The following is a 22,807-nucleotide window of genomic DNA, read 5'->3' as shown; positions in this document are numbered from 1 at the left end:
AAGTATAGCAACGCATAATAAAGTTTATGTTAACCAACTGGCACCCTGAGCCGCTAAAACATTACGATTTGGTAGTGCTCCGGCAAGTGCAGTGCCAACGTACTGAAGTTACTCCTTTGCGAAAGGAGCGACTATGTTTAGAAAATTCGGATTGCTCTTGGGCCTCGCAACTGCTGTAGTTCTTCTGTTTATGGTTTCAAACAGATGCTGCCTTCTGCGAAGGCATCTGATTGAAAGCTCCCCTACCTTTCACTTACCCAAGCGATTGCCGCATCCGTTCCCGAGGGGTCGAACTGGCGGAGTTCGGCCTTGGTCAGCACATCGGCGAACTTGGTGCCCCACTCCATCAAAGCCCCTTCGCCCACCACAGCAACGCGGTGGAAGTCGTTCCTATGGGCTGTGTCGATCTTCAGATCTTCGAGCAGAGCGGACGGCCCCTCGTAGCCTTCAAACCTCGTAAGATCGAGAACCAGGCCGGGCTTGCTTGTCTCTTGCAGGCGCTGATGAAGCAGGGCGTGCATCCGCTTCAGGTCGCTTTCGCTGAGCTTGCCCTCGCAGGCAAGGCCAATCATCTCGTCATGATCTGTCAGTGTCTCGGTGAACATGGTTTTTCTCCTCTTCTTCCGGCTTGCCGTGACCGTAAAGGTTAGCGTTTTGGTGCGCGCGGTCTTCGTGCTCAAATTCCAGACTCGAATGACCGATGCTGAAATCGTCCTTCAGCCGGTCCTTGATCGTGGCCTTGATCTTTTCGATTTGACCCCAGCCGTCCGCTGTCAGCACGACGTGGCAGTCCAGAGCCGCCTCGTGCTCCTGCATCTGCCACAGATGCACGTGATGAACGTCCGCGACACCATCCACACCCCGCATCGCCTCAACGACGGCTTCATTGTCGATGTCCGGTGGACTGCCGAGCATCAGCGTCCGAATCGGACCGCCGATCTCGGTAAATGCGAGGTAGAGGATGTAGAGAGCGATGCCGATGGTGATCGCCGGGTCGACCCACCGCATGTTGTAGAGGAGGATGAGCGAGCCGCCGATGATGACCGCCACGGAGGCCAAAGCGTCCGATAGGTTGTGCAGGAAGAGCGCACGGATGTTCACGCTGCCTTTCTGCATCGAATAGGTGAGCAGCGCCGTCAACGTGTCGACGACCAGTGCCACACCGCCCAGGATCACCACCGTCCAGCCCTGTACCTCTGGTGGGTCGATCATGCGCATGCCACCCTCGTAGATCAGGTAGAAGCCGATCAGGATAAGTGTCGTGTAGTTGATGAGCGCTGCGACGATTTCTACCCGCCCATAGCCGAAGGTCATGCGCTTGTCCGCCGGGCGGCGAGCGATCTTACGCGCGAAGAAGGCGATCACCAGCGACGCCATGTCCGAGAAATTGTGGAGGGCATCCGCGATCAGCGCGAGGCTGCCGGAAAGGATCCCGCCGACGATCTGCGCGACCGTCAGGAGGCCGTTGGCCCAGATGGCGATGGAGACGCGACGATCACCGGATTGAGGATCGATGTGGGCGTGGCCGTGATCATGCGGCACGGTTCGTCTCCTCATGGCGGTGGTTCGGCCGATTGAATCCGGGGACCGGCGGCAAGATTCCGCGGCGGATGCGGCGAACCCTGGCATTCATCCAGTGACGGATGACGTGGCGATAGAGCAAGTCGCGCACAAATCCGAAGTTCTGGCGGTGCTTTGAGTAAAAATCGTCGGGAGCGTCAAAGGTTCCGAGATCGCGAGCAATACCGGTTTTCTGGATGTAGGTGTCATTCCCGGTCCAGGCAACAGGCGGGGCGCTCAGACTTTCCGTTCCAACCCCGTAGCCGCACAGACTATCCGTGTCGCGGAATTCGTGCTGCAACGCTTGCAAGAAGGACGCGTCCAGGATGAAGCCTTCTAGATTGACCCATCCGTCCCGCAAGTGCACCTCTACCCAGGAGTGGAGGATTTCGGACGGCGCGAGGGGATAGACGAGTTCCGGAATGACGCCTCTCTGAAGCGCCTTGTGGATTGTGAATCCGTGCAGTCGGCAGCGAACTCCCACGCCACGCAGCAGGGCCATGAGGAGCGTGCCCTTGGTGTTGCACTGCCCGTGGCCATCTGCGAGGACCTCGGACGCCGGAATGTCGTCGGCGCGGTTGTAGCCGAAGGTAATCTCGTTCCTGACGAAATCGTAGATGGCCCCAATTCGGTCGTCGCTGGGAAGGTCTGCCCAGCCGCGCTCCTCGATCAGTTTTGCAATTGAGGTCGCGTCAAATTCCAGCAGCCGGGTTTTGGCCAAATGAGGGTCGGCGGGGTTCACGGGATATCTCCTCGAATCGTTCACGAGAATATGTAGTTGCTACAGTCACTGTAGCTTCAAGCCCCGATTTCAGGCGATGTCCTCACTTGCCTGATTGTCATCGTGCACCGCCTTGTGGTGTTCACCATGCGCGTCTTTCAGGATTCCGACGCCACCCCAGGCCGCGATGCCGGCGACAATCACACCCACGACAAGGTCCGGCCAGTTCGTTCCGAGCCAGGCCACGAGCCCGCCTGCGACGACGATTCCGAGATTGGCTGCGAAGTCGTTCCAGCTGAAGGTATTCGCCGCTCGGATGTTCACGTCCGGATCGCGAAGCCGCGCCAACAGCCAGACGCAAAGTGCGTTGATGGCCGCCGCTACCAGCGCCATGACAATCATGATCGTGCCAAGAGGATCCGATCCGCCGACGTAGCGGCGCCAGGCGTCATACAGGATGCCAAGGGCGAAGAGGATCAGCAGGCCGCCCGAAACATTTGCCGCTCCGCGCTTCCACTTGGTGGAGCGGGACAGCGCGAAGAGGCTGATCGCGTAGACGAAACTGTCCGACAGATTGTCGAGGCCATTGGCGATAAGCGCGCTCGAATCGCCGAATGCGCCCGAGGCGAAGAAAGCGATTGCCAGCCCGATGTTGAGACCCAGCACAATCCAGAGTGTGCGTCTTTCCGTAGCGTTCTTCTTCTCTACCACAAGCTATTGCCAATCCTCGAACCTTACCGAACTGCAACCACGAGCGACGAGCTAATGTTCTGAGAATCTTCCGTCGATCTTGAATGAATCAAAGGTAATCGAATCCGATTTCGCGCTTGAGCCGGACGAGCCCATTTCTTAATCGCCTCGCGGCGCGGCAAGAATAACTGTCGCCCCCAGCAAACAAACGGCTGTGCCAAGAAGATCCCACCTATCAGGCCTATGTCCTTCGGCCAACCACATCCACAGAACCGAGGACGCTATATAGACGCCACCATAGGCTGCGAATGCGCGGCCCGCGGCGACAGTCTCTACCTGCGCCAGGAGCCATCCGAACACCACGAGGGCAGCAATGCCAGGCACAACCCAAAGTGCCGAGGCGCCGAGACGCCACCAGGCCCAGATGGCGAAACACCCTGCAATTTCGGCAAGTGCCGCGAGCGGATAGGCAAGCGCAGCGGGCATCTCAGGCGCCGATTTCTTCATGCTCGGTCAGGCATTCGGAATGGTCGCGCAGCACCTCGAGCACACGGCAGTCGGAAGTCTGCCCGCCGCTGCACTCATGCACCATCCGCTTCAGTTCCGTCCGCAGCGCCTCGAGCCGCGCCAATCGTTGCTCGACCTGTTTGAGTTGCCGACGGGCGATTGCATCCGCCTCCGCGCACGACTTGTCTGGATGATCGCTCAGATCAAGAAGCTCACGGATTGCGTCCAGCGAGAACCCGAGTTGCCGCGCATGCCGGACGAAAGACAAGCGGTCAAGCTCACTATCTCCATAGCGCCGCTGACCGCCAGCCGATCGCCCGGGCTCGGGCAGGAGTCCGATCTGCTCGTAATAGCGGATCGTCTGCACCTTCGTCCCGGTCCTTTTTGCCAAAGTGCCGATTGTGAGCATATCACCTCTCCAAACTATCTACAGCCCGTGTAGCTTTAAGCGTTTTTTTGCACAAGTTCCGCTCGGCATCTCACAGGTCAGTGAACATCGCTCTTTCATCCAGAATAGGTCTTGAACCTACAGTAGCTAGAGGGTGTAAACGCGCCTAAAATATAGAATCAAATTCGGGCGGAGCGGCGTGCGGCTATCAGGTCTTCAGAAAGTACTACGGGTTTTGGCGGGTGTGGCGGCGCTCGTTTTCATCTGGTCGTTGTTGTGGTGCGACTATTTTGTCGCCCAGCATCGGGTCTCGACGGGCGCACTATCGTAAGTATCGTGAACAGACAAAAAAGGACTAACCTTGAAACGGCGCTAGCCTGAGAGCGCGACACCATGGAGAGCGGGTCCAGCTTGTGTTCGACGCGGAAAAACGACTGTTTTGTAGGAAGCCCAGACGAGCATCGCTGTCGCCTAGTTAGTCGGAGTCTTGGCTCTGCCCACTGTTTGAGGGGTCGACGCCGTCACAAAGGCGTTCGGGACTAGCACGTTGCTGTAACTTCCCGAGACTGAGCGCGAAGAAAAAGAGGTCAGAATATGCGTACAACCTTGGCAGGGTATCAGGGATTGCTTATCAGTCTCGCACTCTTTCTTGTTTTTGTGGCAAGCCCTGTTCGCGCCTTGGAATCCAATGCGTATCGTTCCGAAGTTCTGACGGCACGTTTGATCGTCGCGGAAGCAGGAATCGCCCCAGGATCGCAGTTCCTTTCGGCGGGTTTGAAGATTGAACTGGAGGAAGGATGGAAAGCGTACTGGCGGTCGCCAGGCGAGGTTGGCCTGCCGCCAGAGATCGATTGGGAGGGGTCCACAAACCTTGAATCCGTCGACATGCTTTGGCCCGCACCCACGCGTTTCCGCGCCTTCGGAATTGAAAATTTCGGCTATGCCAAACAAGTAATATTTCCATTGCAGTTGCGGCTTGCGAACTCTGATAGAGCGGCCGAGCTGAAGGGACTCGTCGATCTGCTGATCTGCTCCAATGTGTGCATTCCGGAAAGGTTTGAATTGACACTCCCTGTGCCATTGGGAACGGGCGTCGATGCGAAAGCCGCGACCGATATCGCGACATGGGCCGCTCGCGTACCTGTTGCAGGGCCAGAAAGTGCAATAGCGGTCTCGGGCGCATCGCTGAAGCAGGATCAGGCATTGGTTGTTCAAATGACGCGGCCTTCTGGCTGGAACAATCCCGATCTTTTTCCAGAGTTTGGTGCAGGCTCTGCATTCGGCGCACCCGACATCCGCCTTACAAGTGATCGCACCGGTCTCTGGGCAAGTATCCCGATTCTCGCGTTAAGCGAGGAACAAACCTCCCTTCGAATTACGGTCGTAGACGAGGATGTCGCGGTTACATTCGATGATGTGAACACTACCGACGTTGTACCTGCGCCACCTTACGCATCCGAGACCAGCCAAGATAGGGGTCAGTTTTTCCCGATTCTCTTGCTGTCCTTCCTGGGAGGGTTGATACTGAACGCAATGCCATGCGTCTTGCCAGTTCTATCGATTAAGTTCGGGTCGGCGCTCCGAATGAAGAATCGCTCCCTTTCACAATTGCGCGCGGGATTTCTCGCTACGGCTGTGGGAACTGTTGCTTTTATGTGGGTGCTGGCCTTGGCGGTCATAGCGCTGCAGACGCTCGGATATGCCGTTGGATGGGGTGTGCAGTTTCAGAATGCATATTTCCTAATTGCACTCATTCTCGTTGTCGGACTCTTTGCGGCAAATTTGTTTGGAGTTTTTGAAATTTCTTTGCCCAGCAGCTGGATGGTTAGGCTATCTGGCCGCTTTGGGCGGGGGTATGCCGAAGACTTCTCCACCGGCGCTCTGGCTGCGATACTTGCAACGCCTTGTTCAGCCCCGTTGCTGGGGACAGCCATTGCCTTCGCCCTTTCTGGCACGACAGGCGATATACTTGCGGTTTTCACAGCGATGGGGATTGGGCTTGCACTGCCATATATTCTGGTTGCCGCTTGGCCTGGTTTCCTGTCTCGACTGCCCAAACCGGGACCCTGGATGATAAGCGTGAAGATCGTTCTCGGATTGCTGCTTGCCGGAACCGTTGCATGGCTATGCTGGGTCTTGATTGGTGTGACGTCGCCAACTCTCACAGGCCTGGTGCTGCTGGGTCTTGGGCTCATCGTACTGGCGGCGAGAGCCTATCAGGTTCAGCCTCGTAACGGTTTGCTGTGGGGAATGACTGCGGTTTTGGGCATGACGTTGGCGGCCCCTGCACTGCTGCCAAAAAGCTCCGATGATGTAACAGCCTCGATCACTTCTTACTGGGTCGAGTTCGACCGGTCCCGGATCGCGCGTGAAGTGTCGCAGGGCAAAACTGTCTTCGTGGACGTTACTGCGGATTGGTGCATCACTTGTAAAGCAAACAAAACCCTGGTCCTGGATCGTGAACCAGTTTTGGGAGCACTTGGCGAGGAAGGCGTGATTGCGATGCGCGCGGATTGGACGCGACCGGACGCGAAAATCCAATCCTATCTCGAGGCGCACGGCAGATACGCAATTCCGCTCAACATCGTCTACGGTCCAGATGCTCCTGAAGGTATCATTTTATCTGAACTACTATCTGCGGATGCCGTTCTCGAAGCACTGTCGGCTGCCAATCTCAGCGCTGTCCGAAAACGATGACATAGTGCCGTTGCATTGCTCAAGGGAGGCAGAACCTACAGTGGTTTAGTTTCAGGTGAAAGGAAAGCTGTTATGTATCTGAGACCACGCGGCCCCAATTTATTTGTTGATCCGATCCAATCGGGCCGTGGCGGCGGCACGCATAGGGTCGGTTTCCGGAAGGCTTTCGGCCAAGGTGCGCGCATTGTCGGCGGCGTTCTGGGCAGCATCAAAGTCACCCAATACACTGTACGCCTCCGCAAGCCGAAGCCATCCTTCAAGATTGTCTTGGTCATCCAACAATCGCGCCGCCAAGCGGTCAACCATGGAGCGGACGAAAGCGCTGCGTTCCTCGACCGACATGTCCTGAGCGGCCTCGATATCGGCCGCACCGGGGCTACGCGCGTCCCGAGAGTCCGGAAAGAAATCAGCTAGGGTGACAGGGCTCTCTCCAACCTGTTCCCCCAATCGGTTGGCGACAGACAGGAAAAGTTCCATCCACGGATAGGCGCGATCCGCTCTCTTGAGGCGCTCGATCAAAAGCGTCCTCGCTTCATCTGGAACCCCGTCCTGTTCGAGGATCCGGGCTCTATAGAAAATTGGGCCTGGATCATCGGGGTCCATCTCCGATGCGCGTTCGATCACGCTTTCCGCTTGCGGCGTCACGATCCCGTTCTCGGCTGCGATCAAGGCCTCGGCATATAGCAATAGGGTTGAGATATCTGCATTGTCGCGGACAGTGACGCGTTCGAATGCATCGGCGGCATCATCGTAACGAGCCATACGCATATAGGTCTGACCGAGCAGAACCCAACCATCACTTGGTCCACCAGACTCGTCTGCTTCAAGCCGGGTTTTTAGTCTCTGGGTCAACTCTGAGAGGTTTGCGGCTTCCTGGGTTTCAGATGCGCGAGACGCCAGAGGCTGGCTTTCGATCTGTGGCGAGCCGATTTGAGAATACAGAGCGAAGGCTACCAATGGCGTGGCAATGGCGGACGCGAAGATGGTGCTTCGCCCACTTGCGCGCGACGATTCACGTGTCGCAAGCCGACCGGCAGCCAGAATGCGGCGTTTGATTTCAACCCTGGCCGCGTCGGCCTCGGTAACGGATATCAGATTCCGCTCTTGATCAGTATCAATTTCGGAAAGCTGATCCTTGAGGATAACCAACGCTCCATCCTTTCTGTTCAGGACTTCACCCGTTCGATAGAGACCGGACAAGAACAGAAGGACAGTGATGGATGCCATCGCGCCTAACACCAACCAAATCATGGGTCTCTCCGTCCTTCATTTTCATGAAAAATGGCTTCGAACTCACGCTCTTCATCGGGGCTCAGTGGATCAGCAGTGCCATCAAGAACGGCCCTGCTTCGGCACCTGATTGTGACAAAGACAACGCCAATCCCAACGGCAAAAAGAACCGCTGGTCCGAACCACAACAGATACGTGGCGGGTTTCAGTCGCGGCCTGAACAGGACGAAGTCACCATATCGATCTACGAAAAACGCAATGATCTCGTCATTTGTTTCACCTGCAATCAGACGTTCGCGCAGCAAGGTGCGCATCGTTCGGGCAACACCCGCATTTGAGCTATCGATATCCTGATTCTGGCAGACAACGCAGCGTAGCTGCTTTGAGAGCTCCCGGGCGCGCGACTCAAGCACCGGATCATCCAGCAACTCATCTGGCTCCACAGCCCATGCCGCGGTTGTTGCGGCAAGCATCAGCACCAGTGAATAGAGCCAACTCTTCATGATTGACCACCTGCTGCGGCCAACGCAGCACGAATTTCATCCTGTGCCTCTGGCGTCACAATGGGACCAACGTAGCGATAGACTACGATACCGTTCGCATCGATCACAAACGTCTCAGGCACCCCCGAAATACCCCATTCGATACCGACCCGGCCCTCGCTGTCTGATCCGATCCTCTCATAGGGGTTGCCAAGCTCCTCCAGCCAGTTTGCGGCATCTGCTGGTTTGTCCATGTAGTTAATCCCCATCAGCCGAACACCGTCCTGTTCAACAAGCCTGGTTAGCACCGCATGCTCAGCACGACAGGGCACGCACCATGAAGCGAATACATTGACCAAAACCGGCTCGCCAATGCTACGAAGGGCTGCGGCCGACAGTCCGGGGGTCTGCGTGCTCTCTACCGGTGGAAGCTCAAAATCCGGAACTGGTTCGGAGACCAAAGCGGAAGGAATTGCGTTAGGATCTCGGTCTGGGTTGAGCCCCCAGAACAAAAATCCACCCAAGACCACTGCGACCAGCGCTGGCATCGCGAGAAGGATTTTCTTCATCATATCATTCCGCCGGTTGAAGCGCTGACGACCGGCTTTTTGGCGACGGCGCACCCACCCGCAATCTGCGGTCCGATAGCGAAAGGGACCCGCCAAGCACCAGCATCGTCGCTCCGATCCATATCCAATTAACCAGTGGTTCGTAGAGAATGCGCAAATTCCACTGGCCCGACGCCTTTTCGGTCGCAGGCTCACTGATGGTGACGTAGAGATCACCTCTGAGCGTTGATCGGATTGCAGATTCGGTTGTGGACGTCCCCGCAACTGGATAGTTTCTGCGCTCCGGACGAAGAAGCGTAATCTCCCGTCCATCTTTCAAGACGCGAAGCTGGCCTTGTTGTGCGATGTAGTTTGGACCACGCAACCGTTCGACACCGTCGAATATTACCTCAAAACCGGCGATTTCCACGGTCGTCCCCGGTTCTGCGAAAAGAACACGTTCTTCCTTCCAGGCTGTGGAACCTACAAACCCAAGCACAAGCATTGCAACGCCAAGATGCGCGAGCGTCATACCGTGCGCAGCGCGCGGCAAGTTCCGCGCGCGACGCAGCGACTGTGAAAGGGGTAAATCAAAGAGCTTGATGCGCAACGCCCATTCGCGCAACGTTGCAACAAAAACCCAGGCTGCAATCCCTATTGAGACCACTGCAAGCAGGGGCCCGTCTGTCTGAAGGTACCAAACGATCCCCGCAACACCAATCGCGATACCAAAAACCAAACGCAGCCGCTGCCAGATACCGGGAAGATCGGCCCGTTTCCAAGACAGGAATGGGCCAATTCCCATGATGATGACTAGCGGCAGCATGAAAGGGATAAACGTCGCGTTGAAATACGGTGGTCCTACAGAGATCTTTTCATCAGTCACCGCTTCCACAAACAACGGATAGAGTGTTCCAAAAAGGACGGTCGCCGTTGCGGTCGCGAGCAGAAGGTTGTTGAGCAAAAGCCCCGCCTCGCGGCTAATCGGCCGAAATACGCCACCCGATCCAAGCTGAGGCGCGCGCCATGCGTAAAGTGTCAGTGAGCCGACAATGGTTACGCCAAGAAGGCCGAGAATGTACACGCCGCGCGCCGGGTCGACCGCGAACGCGTGAACGGATGTCAAAATGCCGGATCGGACGATAAATGTCCCCAGAAGTGACAGTGAAAAGGTCAGGATGGCCAAAAGAATGGTCCAGCTTTTGAACGTGTCCCGCTTTTCCGTGACGATAGCGGAGTGCAGGAGTGCCGTACCCAGCAGCCATGGCATGAAGGATGCGTTTTCCACCGGGTCCCAAAACCACCAGCCGCCCCAGCCAAGTTCGTAATAGGCCCACCAAGAGCCGAGTGCGATCCCCGCAGTGAGGCTGATCCAGGCCGTCAGAGTCCAAGGCCGCACCCAACGCGCCCATGCGGGATCCACCCGACCCTCTATCAGAGCCGCGACCGCGAAGGAGAAGACGATCGAGAAGCCGACATACCCAAAATACAAGAGCGGGGGATGCATCGCCAACCCGATGTCCTGCAGCAGAGGATTAAGGTCTGTGCCATCCAGAGGCGGCGGAAACACCCGCTCGAACGGATTGGATGTAAAGAGCATGAAGCTCAGGAAACCGACGCTGATCCAGGCTTGAACGGATAGAGTTCGCGCTTTGAGACCAACCGGAATGTTTCTGCCCAGCAGCGCGACCCCAGCCCCGAAAAGTACGAGAATAAAGGTCCAGAGAACTAGAGACCCTTCGTGGCTGCCCCAAGTGCCGGCAACCTTGAAGATCATCGGCTTCAGAGAGTGGGAATTTTCAACCACGTTTCGAACCGTGAAATCACTGACAACAAAGGAGCGCATGAGCGCGCCAAACGCAATTGCAACTAACGTCACCTGAAGCACCGCTGTTGTCTTTGCACTTTCCATCCAAAGCACGCGTCCCGTGCTTGCTCCGACAATTGGCAAGATGCTTTGAACAATCGCGACGGCAAGCGCGAGGGTAAGGGCGAATTGTCCGATCTCAGGTGTCATTTTGCGTCCTCCTGAGTAGCGCTTCTGCATCCGAGCCGGACAAGGTTTCCGCATCGGGATAGTTCAGCATGTTCATCGTCCATTCTAGTGAGATCATATCGCGACATTCTCCACTTTCCGCCTGTGTTCGCTTCTGTGAATCGCAACCGAGTTGGGGTTGGGCGGAAAACCGAATGGGATGAAGTTCTTTGCGCGTGCATGCCGTGAGCAGGATCCGACAGTTGATTCGCGTCCTTTGTAGTTCCTGCAGTCGCTGTAGGTTCAAGCGTTATTTTAGACTGATACCTTAAAAAATGACCCATGCTTGCAGTGCATCTGCGTAGCAGCTTTGTATCTGCAGGCCCGGTTTCCGCAGGCGTCGGATTTAGCGGAAATTGCCGTTGCCTTCCCTTGATGGCCACCTGCAGGGTCAGACGAAGCAGCGAAACATTGAGTGACGGCAGGTTTTGAAGCGCTGAATAGAGAGCATTAGCTTCACAGGTGCGTGACGTGCTGCCGCAGGGCAAGAATCACGCTTGAACCTACAGTAGCTAGAGGGTGTAAGCGCTCTGAAAATATAGAATCAAATTCGGGCGGAGCGGCGTGAAGCTTTCAGGTCTTCAGAAAGTGCTATGGGTTTTGGCGGGCGTGGCGGCGCTCGTTTTCATCTGGCTGTTACTGTGGGCGGACTATGGCGCCGATATTACCCAAGCCGAGAATGAACCACCTTTCCTTGCGCAGTTCGAACTGACGGACCATCGCGGCATGGTCCAAACAGACGAAGATTTCGCAGGGCGCTGGATGCTGGTCTTCTTTGGTTTCACCAATTGCCCCGACGTCTGTCCTACAACACTGTCCGAAGTCGCGGCCGTGATGGAGGGCTTGGGCGACGAGGCGGCAAAGGTCCAGCCGATTTTTATAACGATTGATCCGGAGCGGGATACGCCGACAGCACTTGCCGGGTATGTGCCCCTGTTCGACGCAGGGATCATCGGGCTGACCGGCACGCCGGAGCAGATCGCCGCAACATCCGAGACCTTCCCAATTTTCTTTGAGAGGATCGAAGAGGCCAGCGCGCCGGATGGCTATACAATGGGGCACACATCGCACCTGTTCCTTTTTGATCCGCAGGCGGGCTTCGCCGATTCCTGGCCCTACGGCACACCCGCCGAAGAGATCCTTGCGGATCTGAGAGAGAGGATCTGATCGCCATGACCCGACTTTCCGGAGAAACGGCCCTTGTTCTTGCTTGGATCATTGCGCTTATCTCATCGCTTGCCGTGCTCTTTATTGGCGAGGTTCTTGGTCAAACGCCTTGCGTCCTTTGCTGGTTCCAGCGCGCCTTCATGTTCCCCCTGGCTGTCGTTCTTGGGCTCGGGCTGTGGTGGCAAGATCCTCGCGTGGGGCGCTATGGCGTTGCGCTGGCGCTTGGGGGGGCGGCGGTGGCGTTGTATCACATCGGCCTCTATGTCGGGCTGATCCCCGAGGCGATCCAGCCCTGCAAGGCGACCGGCCCCTCTTGTACCGACGACAACCAGGTGGTCTTCGGCATTCCGATTCCGCTGATGGCGCTTGTCGCCTTCACGATGATCGGGGTGCTGTCGGCCATTTCACTGAAGGAAAAACAAACATGAATCGACGCGGTCTCGTTCTATCCGTTCTGGCTGTTGGTGCCGCAGGTTTTGGCGGCGCGGCCTGGTATGCCACCCGCCCCCAACCCATTGCAGAGGCAGTCCCTGTCGCGCCTGAAGTGAACGATGTGCTGATCCGGCCCTATTCCCCGATCCTCGGCCCCGAAACGGCACCTGTCACGATTGTCGAGTTTTTCGATCCAGCTTGCGAGGCCTGCCGCGCCTTCTATCCCGTGGTCAAGGATATCATGACTGAGCACGGTGATGCGGTCCGTGTCGTCATTCGATACACTGCCTTTCACGGGGACGCTTCGGTGGAAGCGATCCGTGTTCTCGAAGCTGCGCGGATGCAGCATGTGTTCGAACCCGTGCTGGAAGCGGTCCTGCGCGAGCAGCCGCGATGGGCGTCCCATGGCACTCCGGCACCGGGTTTGATCCTTGAGATTGCCGCAAGCGGTGGTCTGGATGTCGAAGCTGCTCGGACACAGATGCTGGCCCCCGGTGTCGTGGCCGTGCTCAATCAGGACCGCGCTGATGTCGAAGCGGTTGGCGTTCGACAAACGCCCACGTTCTTCGTCAACGCCAAGCCATTGGACCCGTTTGGTGAGGCAGAACTGCGGCGACTGGTGGCGGCGGAAGTTGCGGCCAGCCAAAGTTGATGCTCGGCCAGATACAGGAGAATTCTTCATGACAAAACTATCTTACATCAACGGTTTGACCCTTGTCTTACTGCTCTCGGGCATGTCGACTCCGGCATTTGCCGGTTCGGAGGATGTGGTCGTCGAAAACGCGTGGTCCCGTGCTTCAATCGGGGTCAACCGCCCTGGTGCCGCCTATATGACTGTGCGCAACACCGGTGAAGACACGGTCACGCTGACCGGGCTTACAACACCACTGGCCGTGATGCCCCAGATCCATGAGACGAAAACCAACGCCGACGGCGTCAGTTCTATGGCGCCTGCTGACGAAATCACGATTGAACCGGGCCAAAGCGTAGCATTGGAACCGGGCGGACTGCACGCCATGCTCATGAAGCTGCAAAACCCGATGATCGAAGGCGAGACCTTCCCACTGACACTGACGTTCTCGGACGGTGGTGAAGTGACTGTTGAGGTCCCAATTCTGGGGATCGCCGCGCGCGGGCCGGAGAGCTGATGCAGCGTCGGCATGTGGTCCAATACGGTGCAGCCGGTGTAGGCGCTGTCGCTCTGATGCTCGGGGTCGGCTGGTGGCGGGTAGACGGTCCCGGCGCACCAAAACCGGCCGGCCAAAGGCCTCTCCCCCTGTCGGCGATGGATTTCCGACTGACCGATCACGAAGGCAATGAAGTGGGCCCAGAAGCCCTGATTGGACGCCCGACCATGGTGTTTTTCGGGTTCACCTACTGCCCGGATGTCTGCCCCACGACGTTATCGGATATCTCAGGTTGGCTTGAAGATCTCGGGGACGACGCCGCGCGGATGAACGTGGTCTTCATCACAGTCGATCCAGAGCGGGACACGGCCGAGGCCATGGCCGAATATGTCGGCTATTTTCATCCGGCCATTCGCGGCTGGACGGGACCGGAAGACCAGATTTCCCGCGCTGTAGAAGCATTTCGTGCCTCGTATGAGCGCGTTCCGACCGAAGGCGGCGACTATACAATGAACCATACGGCAAGCGTATTCCTGTTCGATGCCAAGGGTGAACTCGTCACCATGATTGACTATCACGAGCCAAGAGAATTCGCAGTGCCGAAGATCCGGCGTGCACTGACAGAAGACGTAGAGGGGGCAACATGAATATTAGAATTGTTTTGGCGAGCGCTGTGGTCGCAGGCGCTTTTTCGGTGACCGCCATCGCCATATCTGGCGTTCTTTCCAAAGAGCCAGTGCCTCCTGCGATTGCTGAAGCCACCCTCTGGACTCCCGATCCGCTCTCGATGCCTCAGATCGCCGACTACGATGTGACACCGCCCGCTGCATTTCACGCCGACAATGCTAGCCCAATGCGACCTCTGCCGCTCTTGCAATCCGTCTTCGCAGAAACCGCCTTGCCCGAGATTGAACCGCCTTTGATAACCTGGTCGCGTGAGATCGCGTCGGGCGAGACGCTGGATGCGGTCCTGGCGAACGCGGGTATCGCTGCGCCTGCGCGTGCCGAAATCGCGCTCGCGCTTGGTGCAGAATATGACCTGCGCCGATTGCGCCCGGGCCATGAGATCACTGTGATCTCAAAGGTGGACGGAAATCCGAGCCGCGTGGAACTGGCAGTTGACGATGGGGTGCGGATCGAAACGGTCTTTGGTCAGGAACTTGTCACACGCGTGTTGGAGCCAGACCCTGAAATGGTGACGTTCGCGGGCGAGGCAGTGATCGAAAGCTCTGTCTTCGCGGCATTGGACAAGGCGGGCATCCCTGCTCGCTTTGCGGTCGACATGGCGCAGATGCTGGGCGGCACAGTGGATTTTCGACGCGAACTTTCCGGTGGCGAGACGATGCGTCTTCTTTGGCGCGAAGCGCGCGACGGAAACGAGAGGATCGGTCAGCCCGAACTTGCCTTTGCCGCACTGAATCTTGGTGAAACGGTCTACGAGATCGTCTGGCCGGATGACGGCAGCGGCAAAGCGACGATCTATGTTGATGGAGAGGTCCTGCGTGTCTTTGCCCAACCGGTGGAAGGAGCGCGGCTGAGTTCCGTCTTTGGCCGTCGCACACACCCAGTCTATGGGAATGTGCGCATGCACACCGGCGTCGACTTTGCTGCAGCAAGCGGTACGCCGGTGAAAGCGACGGCGCCCGGACGCGTGAGCTTCATCGGACGTCGCGGTGGATATGGCCGGGTGGTGGAGATAGCGCATGGATCCGACACCCTGACACGATACGCACATCTCAGCGAGGTGCCGGACACACTCGAACAAGGGCAGCGCGTGATGGCCGGAGACATGATCGGTCGCGTCGGTGCGACCGGCACCGCGACCGGCCCCAATCTGCATTATGAGGTTCTTGTCGATGGTCGCCCGACGGATCCTCTCTCAGACGACCGACTGGCAGAGGCGGCCGAGCGGGATGCGGATGACACGGCTGCACTTGAGCGATTGGCTGAGGCACGCACGCTACTGGCCGAGAGGCTCACCAGCGAATTTATGCAAACAACAACCGAAAGGCTTTAATCCATGAAACGACTGGCTCTCGCCCTTGCAGTCACGCTGGCCTTGTTCCCCGCGGCGCAAGCTGTCGCCGATGCGATCCAGATTGATGTCCGGAAGACAAACGGCTGCGGCTGTTGTCTGTCCTGGATGAAGCACCTCGAGGAAAGCGGATTCGCGCCGACAGGCGAGGACATGTTCGGGGGATCTCTTGTGCGCTTCAAACTCGACAATGGCGTGCCTCAGCGCATGGTCTCCTGCCATACGGCTTTGGTCGACGGCTACGTGATCGAAGGACATGTACCGGCATCAGACATTCAGCGTTTGTTGGATGAGCGTCCAGATGCAGTGGGGTTGGCGGTGCCCGGAATGCCCTATGGATCGCCGGGCATGGGACCGGAAGACGATCGTGAGGCTTATGAGGTCTTCCTGATCCGCGGCGATGGATCGACCGAGATCTTTAGCAGTTATTCGGCCGCTGACTGACGTATCGGCGAGACCTCAGCGCTTGGAACCCTTCTCCCCAATTACCCTTGGCTTTCTTGGAAGCCTGGCCGCCGGATCGCTGACCGCGGTCGGGGCGATCCCCGTTCTTTTCGGGCGCATCCCATCCCGGGCTACACGCGATCTGCTACTTGGCTTCGCAGCGGGTGTCATGCTCGCGGCCTCGTTTTTCTCGCTGATCATCCCGGCTCTCGATGCAGCCGAAGGACAGTTCGACAACGGTGCTCTCCCGGCGGCCATCGTTTGTGTTGCGATCCTGCTTGGCATGGGCGCGGTCGCTCTGATGAACGAATGGCTGCCGCATGAGCATTTCAAGACGGGGCGGGAAGGCCCAGACGCTGCTTCGCTGCGCCGCGTCTGGCTCTTCATCATTGCGATCACGATCCACAATTTCCCCGAAGGACTCGCCGTTGGTGTCGGGTTTGGGGCTGACGGTCTGTCTGGTGGCTTGCCGCTTGCGATTGGCATCGGGCTGCAAAACGCTCCCGAGGGTCTCGCCGTAGCGGTCTCATTGCTTGGTGAGGGTTATTCCAGGCGCCGTGCGTGGGGGATTGCCGCCCTGACAGGTCTTGTCGAGCCGGTAGGCGGGCTTCTTGGGGCTGGGATCATCAGCATCTCGCAGCCGCTGTTGCCATGGGGGCTCGCCTTCGCCGCCGGGGCGATGCTCTACGTCATCAGCCACGAAATCATTCCCGAAACCCACCGTTCAGGCCATCAAAACAGGGCGACACTCGGTCTCGCAGCCGGCCTCGTGATCATGTTGTTCCTCGATGTATGGCTGGGAGGATGAGATGAAACTGACCCATTTCCAAGGTTTCATTGCGGCTGGAACTGCTTTTCTTGTCGATCAGGTGACAAAAGCAATTGTCGTCGCCAATGCGGCAGATTTGAGCGCCGGAATTCCGGTCTTTCCCGGTTTCAATCTCATCTACCTGCGCAACGATGGCGTGACATTCGGATTACTTGGTGGCGCGCCATGGTGGAGCCTTACGGCGTTGGCCCTCGCTGTCTGCGGCTGGTTGACCGTCATGTTGGTGCGCACTGCCAACCCGGTTGAGGCTATCGCCTATGGTGCGATTATCGGTGGCGCGCTCGGCAACGTCCTCGACCGCATCCGGTTTCGGAGTGTGACGGACTTCCTCGATTTCTATGTCGGATCCACGCATTGGCCCGCCTTCAACATGGCGGATGTTTTCGTGGTCAGTGGCGTGGGCCTACTGCTCATAGCCCCTTGGTTGAGCGCCAAGTTGAAAACAGGCACATGATGGCGGGCTTGCGACCACTGACGGGTCGTGGCCGTTACATTCCCCTGCGATCAGGGATTAGCTTTGCAGCGGGCGGTTTAACGGTTTTAACCCTTCCACCATTCTCATGGCTCATCGTTGTTCCAGTCGCCTTCTCAGCACTCTTTCTCGTCCTCCGGCAGGTTTCGACAGCGCCTGCCTTCTTCATCGGCTGGGTCTTCGGAATGGGCCAGTTCGGGTTTGGAGTTTCCTGGATCGCCGAGAGCTTTTACGTCGATTCCGAACGTTTCGGTGCCCTTGCGATCCCGGCAGTCGCGGGACTGTCCGCCGGACTGGCCATTTTCCCGGCGATTGCGGCGATGTTATTTGCCACCATCATGCAGCGCCGTGCTGTCGGCGACACTACGGCAGGTCTTCTGCTTGCAACCTGCTGGGTTGCCGCAGAATGGCTGCGTGGTCATGTCCTGACAGGGTTTCCCTGGAACCTTGCCGCTTATGCCCTTGTCGAACACGCCGCTCTGCGCCAACCCGCCGCCTGGGTAGGAAGCTATGGGCTGAGCTTTCTCACGGTCTTTATAGGGCTGTTGCCCGGTGTGTTGATTGTGGCGGCACCAAACAGACGCGTGCCTGTTCTCGTGCTCTTCGCCGTTGTGGTGATGGGCCTCTGGGGTGGCGGCGCGCTGCGTTTAGGGACGAATGTGCCTCCGACGGACAGCGCTTTGCGCATCGTCCAAGGCAATGTGCCGCAAGTCGAGAAGTGGGCACCGGGCAGCCGCGAGCGAACGCTGGAGAAATATTTGGGCTTGTCGGCGCAACCTGGACGCTTCGACCTGTTGCTGTGGCCGGAAACGGCCTTTCCCGGTTTTCTGGACGAGGACGCCTTGGCGCGTAGGCGGCTATCCACGATTCTGCCAGACGGCAGGATCCTTTTGACAGGCGTGCCTGACCGCGTAGAGGGCGATGGGGGAACCCGATATTTCAACACGGTTCAAGCCTATGACGGCAGCGGCGAAATTCTGACGGGATATGCAAAACATCATCTTGTTCCGTTCGGGGAATATGTGCCCCTGAGAGGCTGGCTGCCGATCGAGCGGCTGACCGAAGGTTTGGGTGATTTCACGCCAGGACCAGGGCCACGCACGCTGGCGATCCCGGGTGCGCCTCTGGTCGCGGTGGCGATCTGTTACGAAATCATTTTTCCGGGCCAGGTAGTCGATGACCTTTTTCGCCCCGACTGGATTTTCAACGCCACAAATGATGCCTGGTTCGGGACCAGCATCGGACCCGAGCAGCACCTCGCCTCCGCGCGCATGCGCGCGGTCGAAGAAGGGCTTCCTGTAGTCCGGGCGGCCAACACCGGGATTTCCGCGATCATCGACGCCAAGGGAGAGATCATCGCGCGCCTCGAGACCGGACAAACTGGAGTCATAGATGCCAGCCTGCCGACAGCGCTTGCGCCCACACCTTACGCACGTTTCGGTGATTGGACATCGCTGGCGCTCATCTGTGCGGTCTGGGCTCTAGCCTTTACCGTCGGATTGGTCAGACGACGTTTCAATTCAGAAAAATCAAAATCGGAGGAATCGTGATGCTGGTGCTCGCAGGCTTTGTCGGAGGGGCGCTCTGGGGTGGCTATCTGGCGCAACGGCGGAAAGGGAACCGCCTGGATATACTTCAATACGCGACAAGCTTCGGTATTGCTTTCGGCCTGCTCGCTTTTTTCGCCTCGGTGATCCTCTTGCGCATCACGTCTTGAGATTACTTTGGCACCGGCAACGAATTGAAACGACTATTCAACATATTACTGTACTTGCTCCTGGCGGTTTTTGCATTAGGACTGACCGTATCCGGTGTCGTCTACTTTCTTTTGCGCGCCTCCGTCCCCGACTATGACGAGGATTTCAGTGTTGCGGGTATCGAAGGTCCAGTCGATATTCTGCGAGATGCTGCGGCCATACCGCACATTTCTGCAGACTCCGCTCCGGACGCCTATTTCGCGCTTGGTTTCGTTCACGCTCAGGACAGGCTTGGCCAGTTATTGAGGGCAAGGCGGGCAGCGCAAGCCTTGATGCCACTTGACCGGACGATCGAAGTTGAGCCTTCGACAGCCCAAGCGCTCGACGCATATGCCGCAGGTGTCAACGCGTGGCTTGGCCTGGTGTCCGAAGGCGGGCGCGGCAGAGGCTCACCCGATCTGTTGATCGCGGATGAGAGAATGATCGCAGCCTGGAGACCCGTCGATAGTCTCAGACTTGCCCAAGCGTTTCTGAACGATCTTCAACCCGAGAGACGGCAGAATGACCTGTCCGGCTTGTCAGATCTACCGATCCCGTCGGATCGACCTCTTTTGCCCGAGCTGTTTGTGACCTCGCCCAAGGTCAGCCTCGATGCTTGGGCGTTGCCTGGAGACAGAACAGCTACCGGAGCACCAATTCTCGCCGCCGATATACGTGGCCCCTTATCGCTGCCTTCTGAATGGTACCTGGCGGATATTCAACTCCCGACCGGAGCCGCGATTGGGGCTACATTGCCGGGTGTGCCCTTCATTGTCGTCGGTCGCAGCGAACGCGTCGCTTGGGCGTTCCGATCTGTGTCCCAGAAAGCCGTTAAAGAGCCAGAGAATCCCACGGCCGCGCAGGCCAGCAATTTTCTGATGATGCTTGACCGTCTGGCGCGGTCCGCCGATGTGAACGATGCTATGGACGCATGCATGAACCTGTCACCAGCCGGATTGGAGATTCTTGCGATCGACCGAGAAACCCTTGCTCGCTGGCCTGACAGGGAGGTCGAAACTCCTTTATCGTTTCGAGACGCCCGTCTGGCTGCTCTTGATGAGCGGCAGCCGATATTCTCGGTCGAGGGCGCGATTACGGTGCAGCGCGACACGGTCAGCGCTGCCGCGCGGGCGCTTCTTCCTATAATGGCAAAAGAGCTTTGGTTCGTGGGTTCCACAGGTGCTCTCGAAGAGAACCGCGCAAATGAGCTTCGCGGCGATATTCTGGATCAACTTGCCCAATGGAATGGCGACATGGATCGCTTTTCACCGGAGCCGCTCGTGTTCTGGGCCTGGGCGCGCGCGTTGCAAAAGCGAATACTTCAGGATGAATTTCCATCCGCGACGAAGGTCTGGGCCAGGCCAAATCCCGATGTCCTATTTGCGGTGCTTTCAGATCGCGGAGGGAGCGCAATCTGGTGCGACATCCGCCCGTCTACCCGCATCGAGACCTGCCAGGATCAGGTTCGTGCGGCCCTGGATGATGCCATCGGCTGGCTTGTCGACCGCTACGGACCCGATCCGTCCGCCTGGGCCTGGGGCGAAGCACACGCTTTGAATATGGGGTGGGCACCAATCCGATCGAGCGGGATCATCAGCGATCTGCTGTCTCTCGAAGCCCCATCTTCCGGCGATCCCGACACACTGATTGCAACACTGTTCACTTCTGACAATGACCGCCCGTTCGCGACCAGCGCGGGCACCAATTTTCAGGCGGTCATGTCGTTTTCGGAAGAAGCCGGATCCTATTTCATCGCGCCCGCCGGTCAGTCCGGCCACCCGCTCTCACGTTTCTATGAAAACCTTTTCCCCATGTGGATGCAGGGCAAATACCTTCCGATGTCCACTGATCTGTCCTTGGCCCAAGGTGGCGCAGTGGGAACATCTCGACTTTCACCAGTGTCCGTCGATGGGCCAGCAATACAACATGACAGGAGCCAATGATCACCTACTTCCTTAATTTCGACCCGTTTGGATATGCGATTTCGCCAGTGTCCCTTGTTTCCGTCAGTTTGGCCGCATGGTTCTACGTGCGCGGCCTCGCGCGATCCGCTCGCATTCGCGGGACGGTTTCTGTTTGGCGGCAAGCTCTGTTCTTCGCTGGCTTGACCTGTATTCTCGCGGCCACGAATGCGCCTCTGGCTTCGTTGGGGCACAGCCTCTTTTCGGTGCACCAAGTGGAGCATCTTCTCCTTCGCCTTGCAGGACCACTACTCATCGCGGTCTCTCAGCCGTGGCGATTATTGCAAGCCGGTTTGAACAGACGGTGGCGTCGATACCTCGGCGCTCTTGGAAAATCTATTACTTTGGGGCTCTTGGCACATCCGGTAACCGCCACTGCCGCGCTCATCACGTCGCTCTTTATCTGGCAGATTCCAATGCTTTACGGACTTGCGCAGCGCATCGCGGCGATCGAGGTGTTCGCCCATTTTGCGATGGTGCTGGCAGGGATCTGGTATTTCGGCATGCTCTTCGACCCGAGAGATCCCCCTGAGGGCGCGAGGCGCGGCGCAAGGCTGATCTCCGGTTTTGCGGTGATCGTTTCAAACATTTTTCTGGGTTCCTTGACGACACTCAAAGAGGTGAGCCTCTATGCCTCCTACCAAACGGCGGGAACCGGGTTGCTCGATCCCCTGTCCGACGAAACCATGGGTGGCTACACGATCTGGGTCCCGTCCTCGATGCTGATGATCGCCGCGATCATTCTGGTCATGAACGGGTGGAACGCGGCCGAGGTGCGTCGCTGGAATTCACGATACGAGTTGGTGCGAGGCTCGAACTCCGCGGCGCTCGAGTTTCCGGAAACGGCCGAAGAATTGCGTCTGAAAGTGGCAAAGCCAAACCGCGACATGGGCCGGACGCTCGCCATAGGCGCCTTGGTCATGTTCTTCATCGTCATGACGACGGTGGTGACTATTGTCTATGCGCTTTGAACAGAGGAGCAAATCAAAGGTTGTACCCACGTCTTTTCCCGCGATCGACATTTTCGCTGCACCGTCGTCGCAGTCAGAGATTTTGGGCACACTATCTCGGGCTGGCCAAGCTCAGAGGACACGAACGATTTTCTGCACTAAAGTTGACCATCAGAACAGACCCACCAGCCTTTGACTGCTGACGCCGCCGCCTCCTGAGTCTTGCTTTGCTGAATTTCGCGAGAACTTGATGCTGCGCTACTTGCCGCTCTCAGATTGCAGGAGGGCGTGTTCGAAGGCCTCCAGCGTGGTCGTGCTGACGTGATGCTCGATCCCCTCCGCATCGCGTTCCGCAGTCTCTTCGTCGATTCCCAGGCTGAGGAGAAACGCGACGACGATCCTGTGCCGCCGGCGGCAGGCCTCGGCCAACTCCCGACCGGCATCCGTGAGGAATATGGCGCGGTAAGGTTCCCGCCGCACCAGGCCAGCAGCTTTGAGTCGCGAGATGTTCTTGGTCACGGTCGGCGGCTTCACTCCAAACCGTTCGGCGATTTCCACCGGCCTTGCCTCTCCGCGCGACTCGATCAGTTCGGCGATCAGTTCAACGTAATCTTCCGCCATTTCGCTCTCATGTGCCTGACGCACGGTCGCGAATCCCTCAGCCTGTGCTTCGGGAGCCCTGTCGACAGTTTCGAACGGTTCATGTTCCTGTGATTGCAGCTTTGTCATACTTGGGACTTTGCAGGGAAACTGCAGGATTGACAACTTGTTTGCATAGGGTAGATAAATTAGCCGT

25 protein-coding genes are annotated in these 22,807 nt (G+C 57.7%); 14 read left to right on the top strand and 11 right to left on the bottom strand.

All coding sequences use genetic code 11. The annotated features are described in order from the left end of the window. Positions 1-242: 242 nt before the first annotated feature. From AAFO92_RS15425 to AAFO92_RS15400, 6 genes are all read right to left on the bottom strand, one after another. Positions 243-605, bottom strand: a complete 363-nt coding sequence (locus tag AAFO92_RS15425; RefSeq protein ID WP_037240108.1) for an STAS/SEC14 domain-containing protein — start codon at positions 603-605, stop codon at positions 243-245. Further along, positions 577-1,542, bottom strand: a complete 966-nt coding sequence (locus tag AAFO92_RS15420) for a cation diffusion facilitator family transporter (protein ID WP_037240111.1) — start codon at positions 1,540-1,542, stop codon at positions 577-579. Before AAFO92_RS15420 ends, AAFO92_RS15425 begins: the two co-directional genes overlap by 29 nt. After that, complete coding sequence (locus AAFO92_RS15415) at positions 1,532-2,302, bottom strand: transglutaminase family protein (protein ID WP_037240114.1); 771 nt, start codon at positions 2,300-2,302, stop codon at positions 1,532-1,534. Before AAFO92_RS15415 ends, AAFO92_RS15420 begins: the two co-directional genes overlap by 11 nt. 69 nt (positions 2,303-2,371) lie before the next feature. Beyond that, positions 2,372-2,992, bottom strand: a complete 621-nt coding sequence (locus AAFO92_RS15410; RefSeq protein ID WP_037240117.1) for a cation transporter — start codon at positions 2,990-2,992, stop codon at positions 2,372-2,374. 138 nt (positions 2,993-3,130) lie between these two features. Then, positions 3,131-3,457: a YnfA family protein gene (locus AAFO92_RS15405; RefSeq protein WP_037240119.1), complete on the bottom strand. Its 327-nt coding sequence runs from the start codon at positions 3,455-3,457 to the stop codon at positions 3,131-3,133. 1 nt (position 3,458) lies between these two features. Beyond that, positions 3,459-3,887, bottom strand: coding sequence for a helix-turn-helix domain-containing protein (locus AAFO92_RS15400; protein WP_037240123.1), 429 nt, complete (start codon positions 3,885-3,887; stop codon positions 3,459-3,461). Positions 3,888-4,460: 573 nt separating this feature from the next. On the opposite strand from AAFO92_RS15400, the gene AAFO92_RS15395 reads away from it, so the two are divergent. Next, a complete protein-coding gene (locus tag AAFO92_RS15395) occupies positions 4,461-6,563 on the top strand; it encodes a protein-disulfide reductase DsbD domain-containing protein (RefSeq protein WP_037240126.1) in 2,103 nt (700 codons plus the stop codon). Between the two features lie 99 nt (positions 6,564-6,662). On the opposite strand, the gene ccmI is transcribed toward AAFO92_RS15395, so the two are convergent. The 4 genes from ccmI to AAFO92_RS15375 are packed head-to-tail and all read right to left on the bottom strand — an operon-like array spanning position 6,663 to position 10,840. Beyond that, entirely contained in the window at positions 6,663-7,814 is a 1,152-nt protein-coding gene (gene ccmI, locus AAFO92_RS15390) for a c-type cytochrome biogenesis protein CcmI (protein ID WP_027263709.1), read from the bottom strand. After that, positions 7,811-8,296 carry a cytochrome c-type biogenesis protein gene (locus AAFO92_RS15385; RefSeq protein WP_037240132.1) on the bottom strand — a complete coding sequence of 162 codons (486 nt, stop codon included), beginning with the start codon at positions 8,294-8,296 and terminating at the stop codon, positions 7,811-7,813. The genes ccmI and AAFO92_RS15385 overlap by 4 nt, the downstream gene beginning before the upstream one ends. Further along, positions 8,293-8,844, bottom strand: a complete 552-nt coding sequence (locus AAFO92_RS15380) for a DsbE family thiol:disulfide interchange protein (RefSeq protein WP_027263707.1) — start codon at positions 8,842-8,844, stop codon at positions 8,293-8,295. The genes AAFO92_RS15385 and AAFO92_RS15380 overlap by 4 nt, the downstream gene beginning before the upstream one ends. 4 nt (positions 8,845-8,848) lie before the next feature. Further along, positions 8,849-10,840, bottom strand: a complete 1,992-nt coding sequence (locus tag AAFO92_RS15375) for a heme lyase CcmF/NrfE family subunit (protein WP_008282980.1) — start codon at positions 10,838-10,840, stop codon at positions 8,849-8,851. A 582-nt stretch (positions 10,841-11,422) separates the two neighbouring features. On the opposite strand from AAFO92_RS15375, the gene AAFO92_RS15370 reads away from it, so the two are divergent. From AAFO92_RS15370 to AAFO92_RS15310, 13 genes are read left to right on the top strand one after another with little or no spacing between them, the layout of a single operon-like run. Then, the gene (locus AAFO92_RS15370) at positions 11,423-12,025 is read left to right on the top strand and encodes an SCO family protein (protein ID WP_245601481.1); all 603 of its coding nucleotides are present in this window, start codon (positions 11,423-11,425) and stop codon (positions 12,023-12,025) included. Between the two features lie 5 nt (positions 12,026-12,030). Continuing rightward, the gene (locus AAFO92_RS15365; RefSeq protein ID WP_037239850.1) at positions 12,031-12,453 is read left to right on the top strand and encodes a disulfide bond formation protein B; all 423 of its coding nucleotides are present in this window, start codon (positions 12,031-12,033) and stop codon (positions 12,451-12,453) included. Further along, a complete protein-coding gene (locus AAFO92_RS15360) occupies positions 12,450-13,109 on the top strand; it encodes a thioredoxin domain-containing protein (protein ID WP_008282983.1) in 660 nt (219 codons plus the stop codon). Before AAFO92_RS15365 ends, AAFO92_RS15360 begins: the two co-directional genes overlap by 4 nt. A gap of 28 nt (positions 13,110-13,137) precedes the next feature. Beyond that, positions 13,138-13,605, top strand: a complete 468-nt coding sequence (locus tag AAFO92_RS15355) for a copper chaperone PCu(A)C (RefSeq protein ID WP_008282825.1) — start codon at positions 13,138-13,140, stop codon at positions 13,603-13,605. Next, positions 13,605-14,231 (top strand): SCO family protein, encoded by a 627-nt coding sequence (locus tag AAFO92_RS15350; protein ID WP_037275514.1) that lies wholly within the window; start codon positions 13,605-13,607, stop codon positions 14,229-14,231. The genes AAFO92_RS15355 and AAFO92_RS15350 overlap by 1 nt, the downstream gene beginning before the upstream one ends. Continuing rightward, positions 14,228-15,601: a M23 family metallopeptidase gene (locus tag AAFO92_RS15345; RefSeq protein WP_085818096.1), complete on the top strand. Its 1,374-nt coding sequence runs from the start codon at positions 14,228-14,230 to the stop codon at positions 15,599-15,601. Before AAFO92_RS15350 ends, AAFO92_RS15345 begins: the two co-directional genes overlap by 4 nt. 3 nt (positions 15,602-15,604) lie before the next feature. Then, on the top strand, positions 15,605-16,063 hold the full coding sequence (locus AAFO92_RS15340) for a DUF411 domain-containing protein (protein WP_008282828.1): 459 nt from the start codon (positions 15,605-15,607) through the stop codon (positions 16,061-16,063). A 22-nt stretch (positions 16,064-16,085) separates the two neighbouring features. After that, positions 16,086-16,871 (top strand): ZIP family metal transporter, encoded by a 786-nt coding sequence (locus AAFO92_RS15335; RefSeq protein WP_008282829.1) that lies wholly within the window; start codon positions 16,086-16,088, stop codon positions 16,869-16,871. A gap of 1 nt (position 16,872) precedes the next feature. Next, positions 16,873-17,346, top strand: coding sequence for a signal peptidase II (lspA, locus tag AAFO92_RS15330; RefSeq protein ID WP_037275626.1), 474 nt, complete (start codon positions 16,873-16,875; stop codon positions 17,344-17,346). Beyond that, positions 17,343-18,914: an apolipoprotein N-acyltransferase gene (gene lnt / locus AAFO92_RS15325; protein WP_347536857.1), complete on the top strand. Its 1,572-nt coding sequence runs from the start codon at positions 17,343-17,345 to the stop codon at positions 18,912-18,914. Before lspA ends, lnt begins: the two co-directional genes overlap by 4 nt. Then, positions 18,914-19,081 (top strand): hypothetical protein, encoded by a 168-nt coding sequence (locus AAFO92_RS15320; protein WP_008282832.1) that lies wholly within the window; start codon positions 18,914-18,916, stop codon positions 19,079-19,081. The genes lnt and AAFO92_RS15320 overlap by 1 nt, the downstream gene beginning before the upstream one ends. Before the next feature lie 24 nt (positions 19,082-19,105). After that, a complete protein-coding gene (locus AAFO92_RS15315; protein ID WP_085818095.1) occupies positions 19,106-21,043 on the top strand; it encodes a penicillin acylase family protein in 1,938 nt (645 codons plus the stop codon). Beyond that, positions 21,040-22,032 carry a cytochrome c oxidase assembly protein gene (locus tag AAFO92_RS15310; RefSeq protein ID WP_347536535.1) on the top strand — a complete coding sequence of 331 codons (993 nt, stop codon included), beginning with the start codon at positions 21,040-21,042 and terminating at the stop codon, positions 22,030-22,032. Before AAFO92_RS15315 ends, AAFO92_RS15310 begins: the two co-directional genes overlap by 4 nt. A gap of 237 nt (positions 22,033-22,269) precedes the next feature. Here the strand turns inward: AAFO92_RS15310 and mntR are convergent, their stop codons facing one another. After that, the gene (gene mntR / locus AAFO92_RS15305) at positions 22,270-22,740 is read right to left on the bottom strand and encodes a manganese-binding transcriptional regulator MntR (RefSeq protein WP_005641374.1); all 471 of its coding nucleotides are present in this window, start codon (positions 22,738-22,740) and stop codon (positions 22,270-22,272) included. Positions 22,741-22,807 lie beyond the last annotated feature (67 nt).

The organism is Roseovarius sp. CAU 1744, assembly GCF_039839345.1.
Taxonomy (GTDB): Bacteria; Pseudomonadota; Alphaproteobacteria; order Rhodobacterales; family Rhodobacteraceae; genus Roseovarius.
Note: the sequence above shows the minus strand (reverse complement) of the source record. Positions and strands in the feature narration are given on the sequence as shown.

Excerpts from the sequence above, each read along its gene's own strand:
- AAFO92_RS15425 (WP_037240108.1), bottom strand. The coding sequence starts at position 605 with ATGTTCACCGAGACACTGACAGATCATGACGAGATGATTGGCCTTGCC.
- AAFO92_RS15405 (WP_037240119.1), bottom strand. The coding sequence starts at position 3,457 with ATGCCCGCTGCGCTTGCCTATCCGCTCGCGGCACTTGCCGAAATTGCA.
- AAFO92_RS15400 (WP_037240123.1), bottom strand. The coding sequence starts at position 3,887 with ATGCTCACAATCGGCACTTTGGCAAAAAGGACCGGGACGAAGGTGCAG.
- AAFO92_RS15395 (WP_037240126.1), top strand. The coding sequence starts at position 4,461 with ATGCGTACAACCTTGGCAGGGTATCAGGGATTGCTTATCAGTCTCGCA.
- ccmI (WP_027263709.1), bottom strand. The coding sequence starts at position 7,814 with ATGATTTGGTTGGTGTTAGGCGCGATGGCATCCATCACTGTCCTTCTG.
- AAFO92_RS15385 (WP_037240132.1), bottom strand. The coding sequence starts at position 8,296 with ATGAAGAGTTGGCTCTATTCACTGGTGCTGATGCTTGCCGCAACAACC.
- AAFO92_RS15380 (WP_027263707.1), bottom strand. The coding sequence starts at position 8,844 with ATGAAGAAAATCCTTCTCGCGATGCCAGCGCTGGTCGCAGTGGTCTTG.
- AAFO92_RS15375 (WP_008282980.1), bottom strand. The coding sequence starts at position 10,840 with ATGACACCTGAGATCGGACAATTCGCCCTTACCCTCGCGCTTGCCGTC.
- AAFO92_RS15365 (WP_037239850.1), top strand. The coding sequence starts at position 12,031 with ATGACCCGACTTTCCGGAGAAACGGCCCTTGTTCTTGCTTGGATCATT.
- AAFO92_RS15360 (WP_008282983.1), top strand. The coding sequence starts at position 12,450 with ATGAATCGACGCGGTCTCGTTCTATCCGTTCTGGCTGTTGGTGCCGCA.
- AAFO92_RS15355 (WP_008282825.1), top strand. The coding sequence starts at position 13,138 with ATGACAAAACTATCTTACATCAACGGTTTGACCCTTGTCTTACTGCTC.
- AAFO92_RS15350 (WP_037275514.1), top strand. The coding sequence starts at position 13,605 with ATGCAGCGTCGGCATGTGGTCCAATACGGTGCAGCCGGTGTAGGCGCT.
- AAFO92_RS15345 (WP_085818096.1), top strand. The coding sequence starts at position 14,228 with ATGAATATTAGAATTGTTTTGGCGAGCGCTGTGGTCGCAGGCGCTTTT.
- AAFO92_RS15340 (WP_008282828.1), top strand. The coding sequence starts at position 15,605 with ATGAAACGACTGGCTCTCGCCCTTGCAGTCACGCTGGCCTTGTTCCCC.
- lspA (WP_037275626.1), top strand. The coding sequence starts at position 16,873 with ATGAAACTGACCCATTTCCAAGGTTTCATTGCGGCTGGAACTGCTTTT.
- lnt (WP_347536857.1), top strand. The coding sequence starts at position 17,343 with ATGATGGCGGGCTTGCGACCACTGACGGGTCGTGGCCGTTACATTCCC.
- AAFO92_RS15320 (WP_008282832.1), top strand. The coding sequence starts at position 18,914 with ATGCTGGTGCTCGCAGGCTTTGTCGGAGGGGCGCTCTGGGGTGGCTAT.
- AAFO92_RS15310 (WP_347536535.1), top strand. The coding sequence starts at position 21,040 with ATGATCACCTACTTCCTTAATTTCGACCCGTTTGGATATGCGATTTCG.
- mntR (WP_005641374.1), bottom strand. The coding sequence starts at position 22,740 with ATGACAAAGCTGCAATCACAGGAACATGAACCGTTCGAAACTGTCGAC.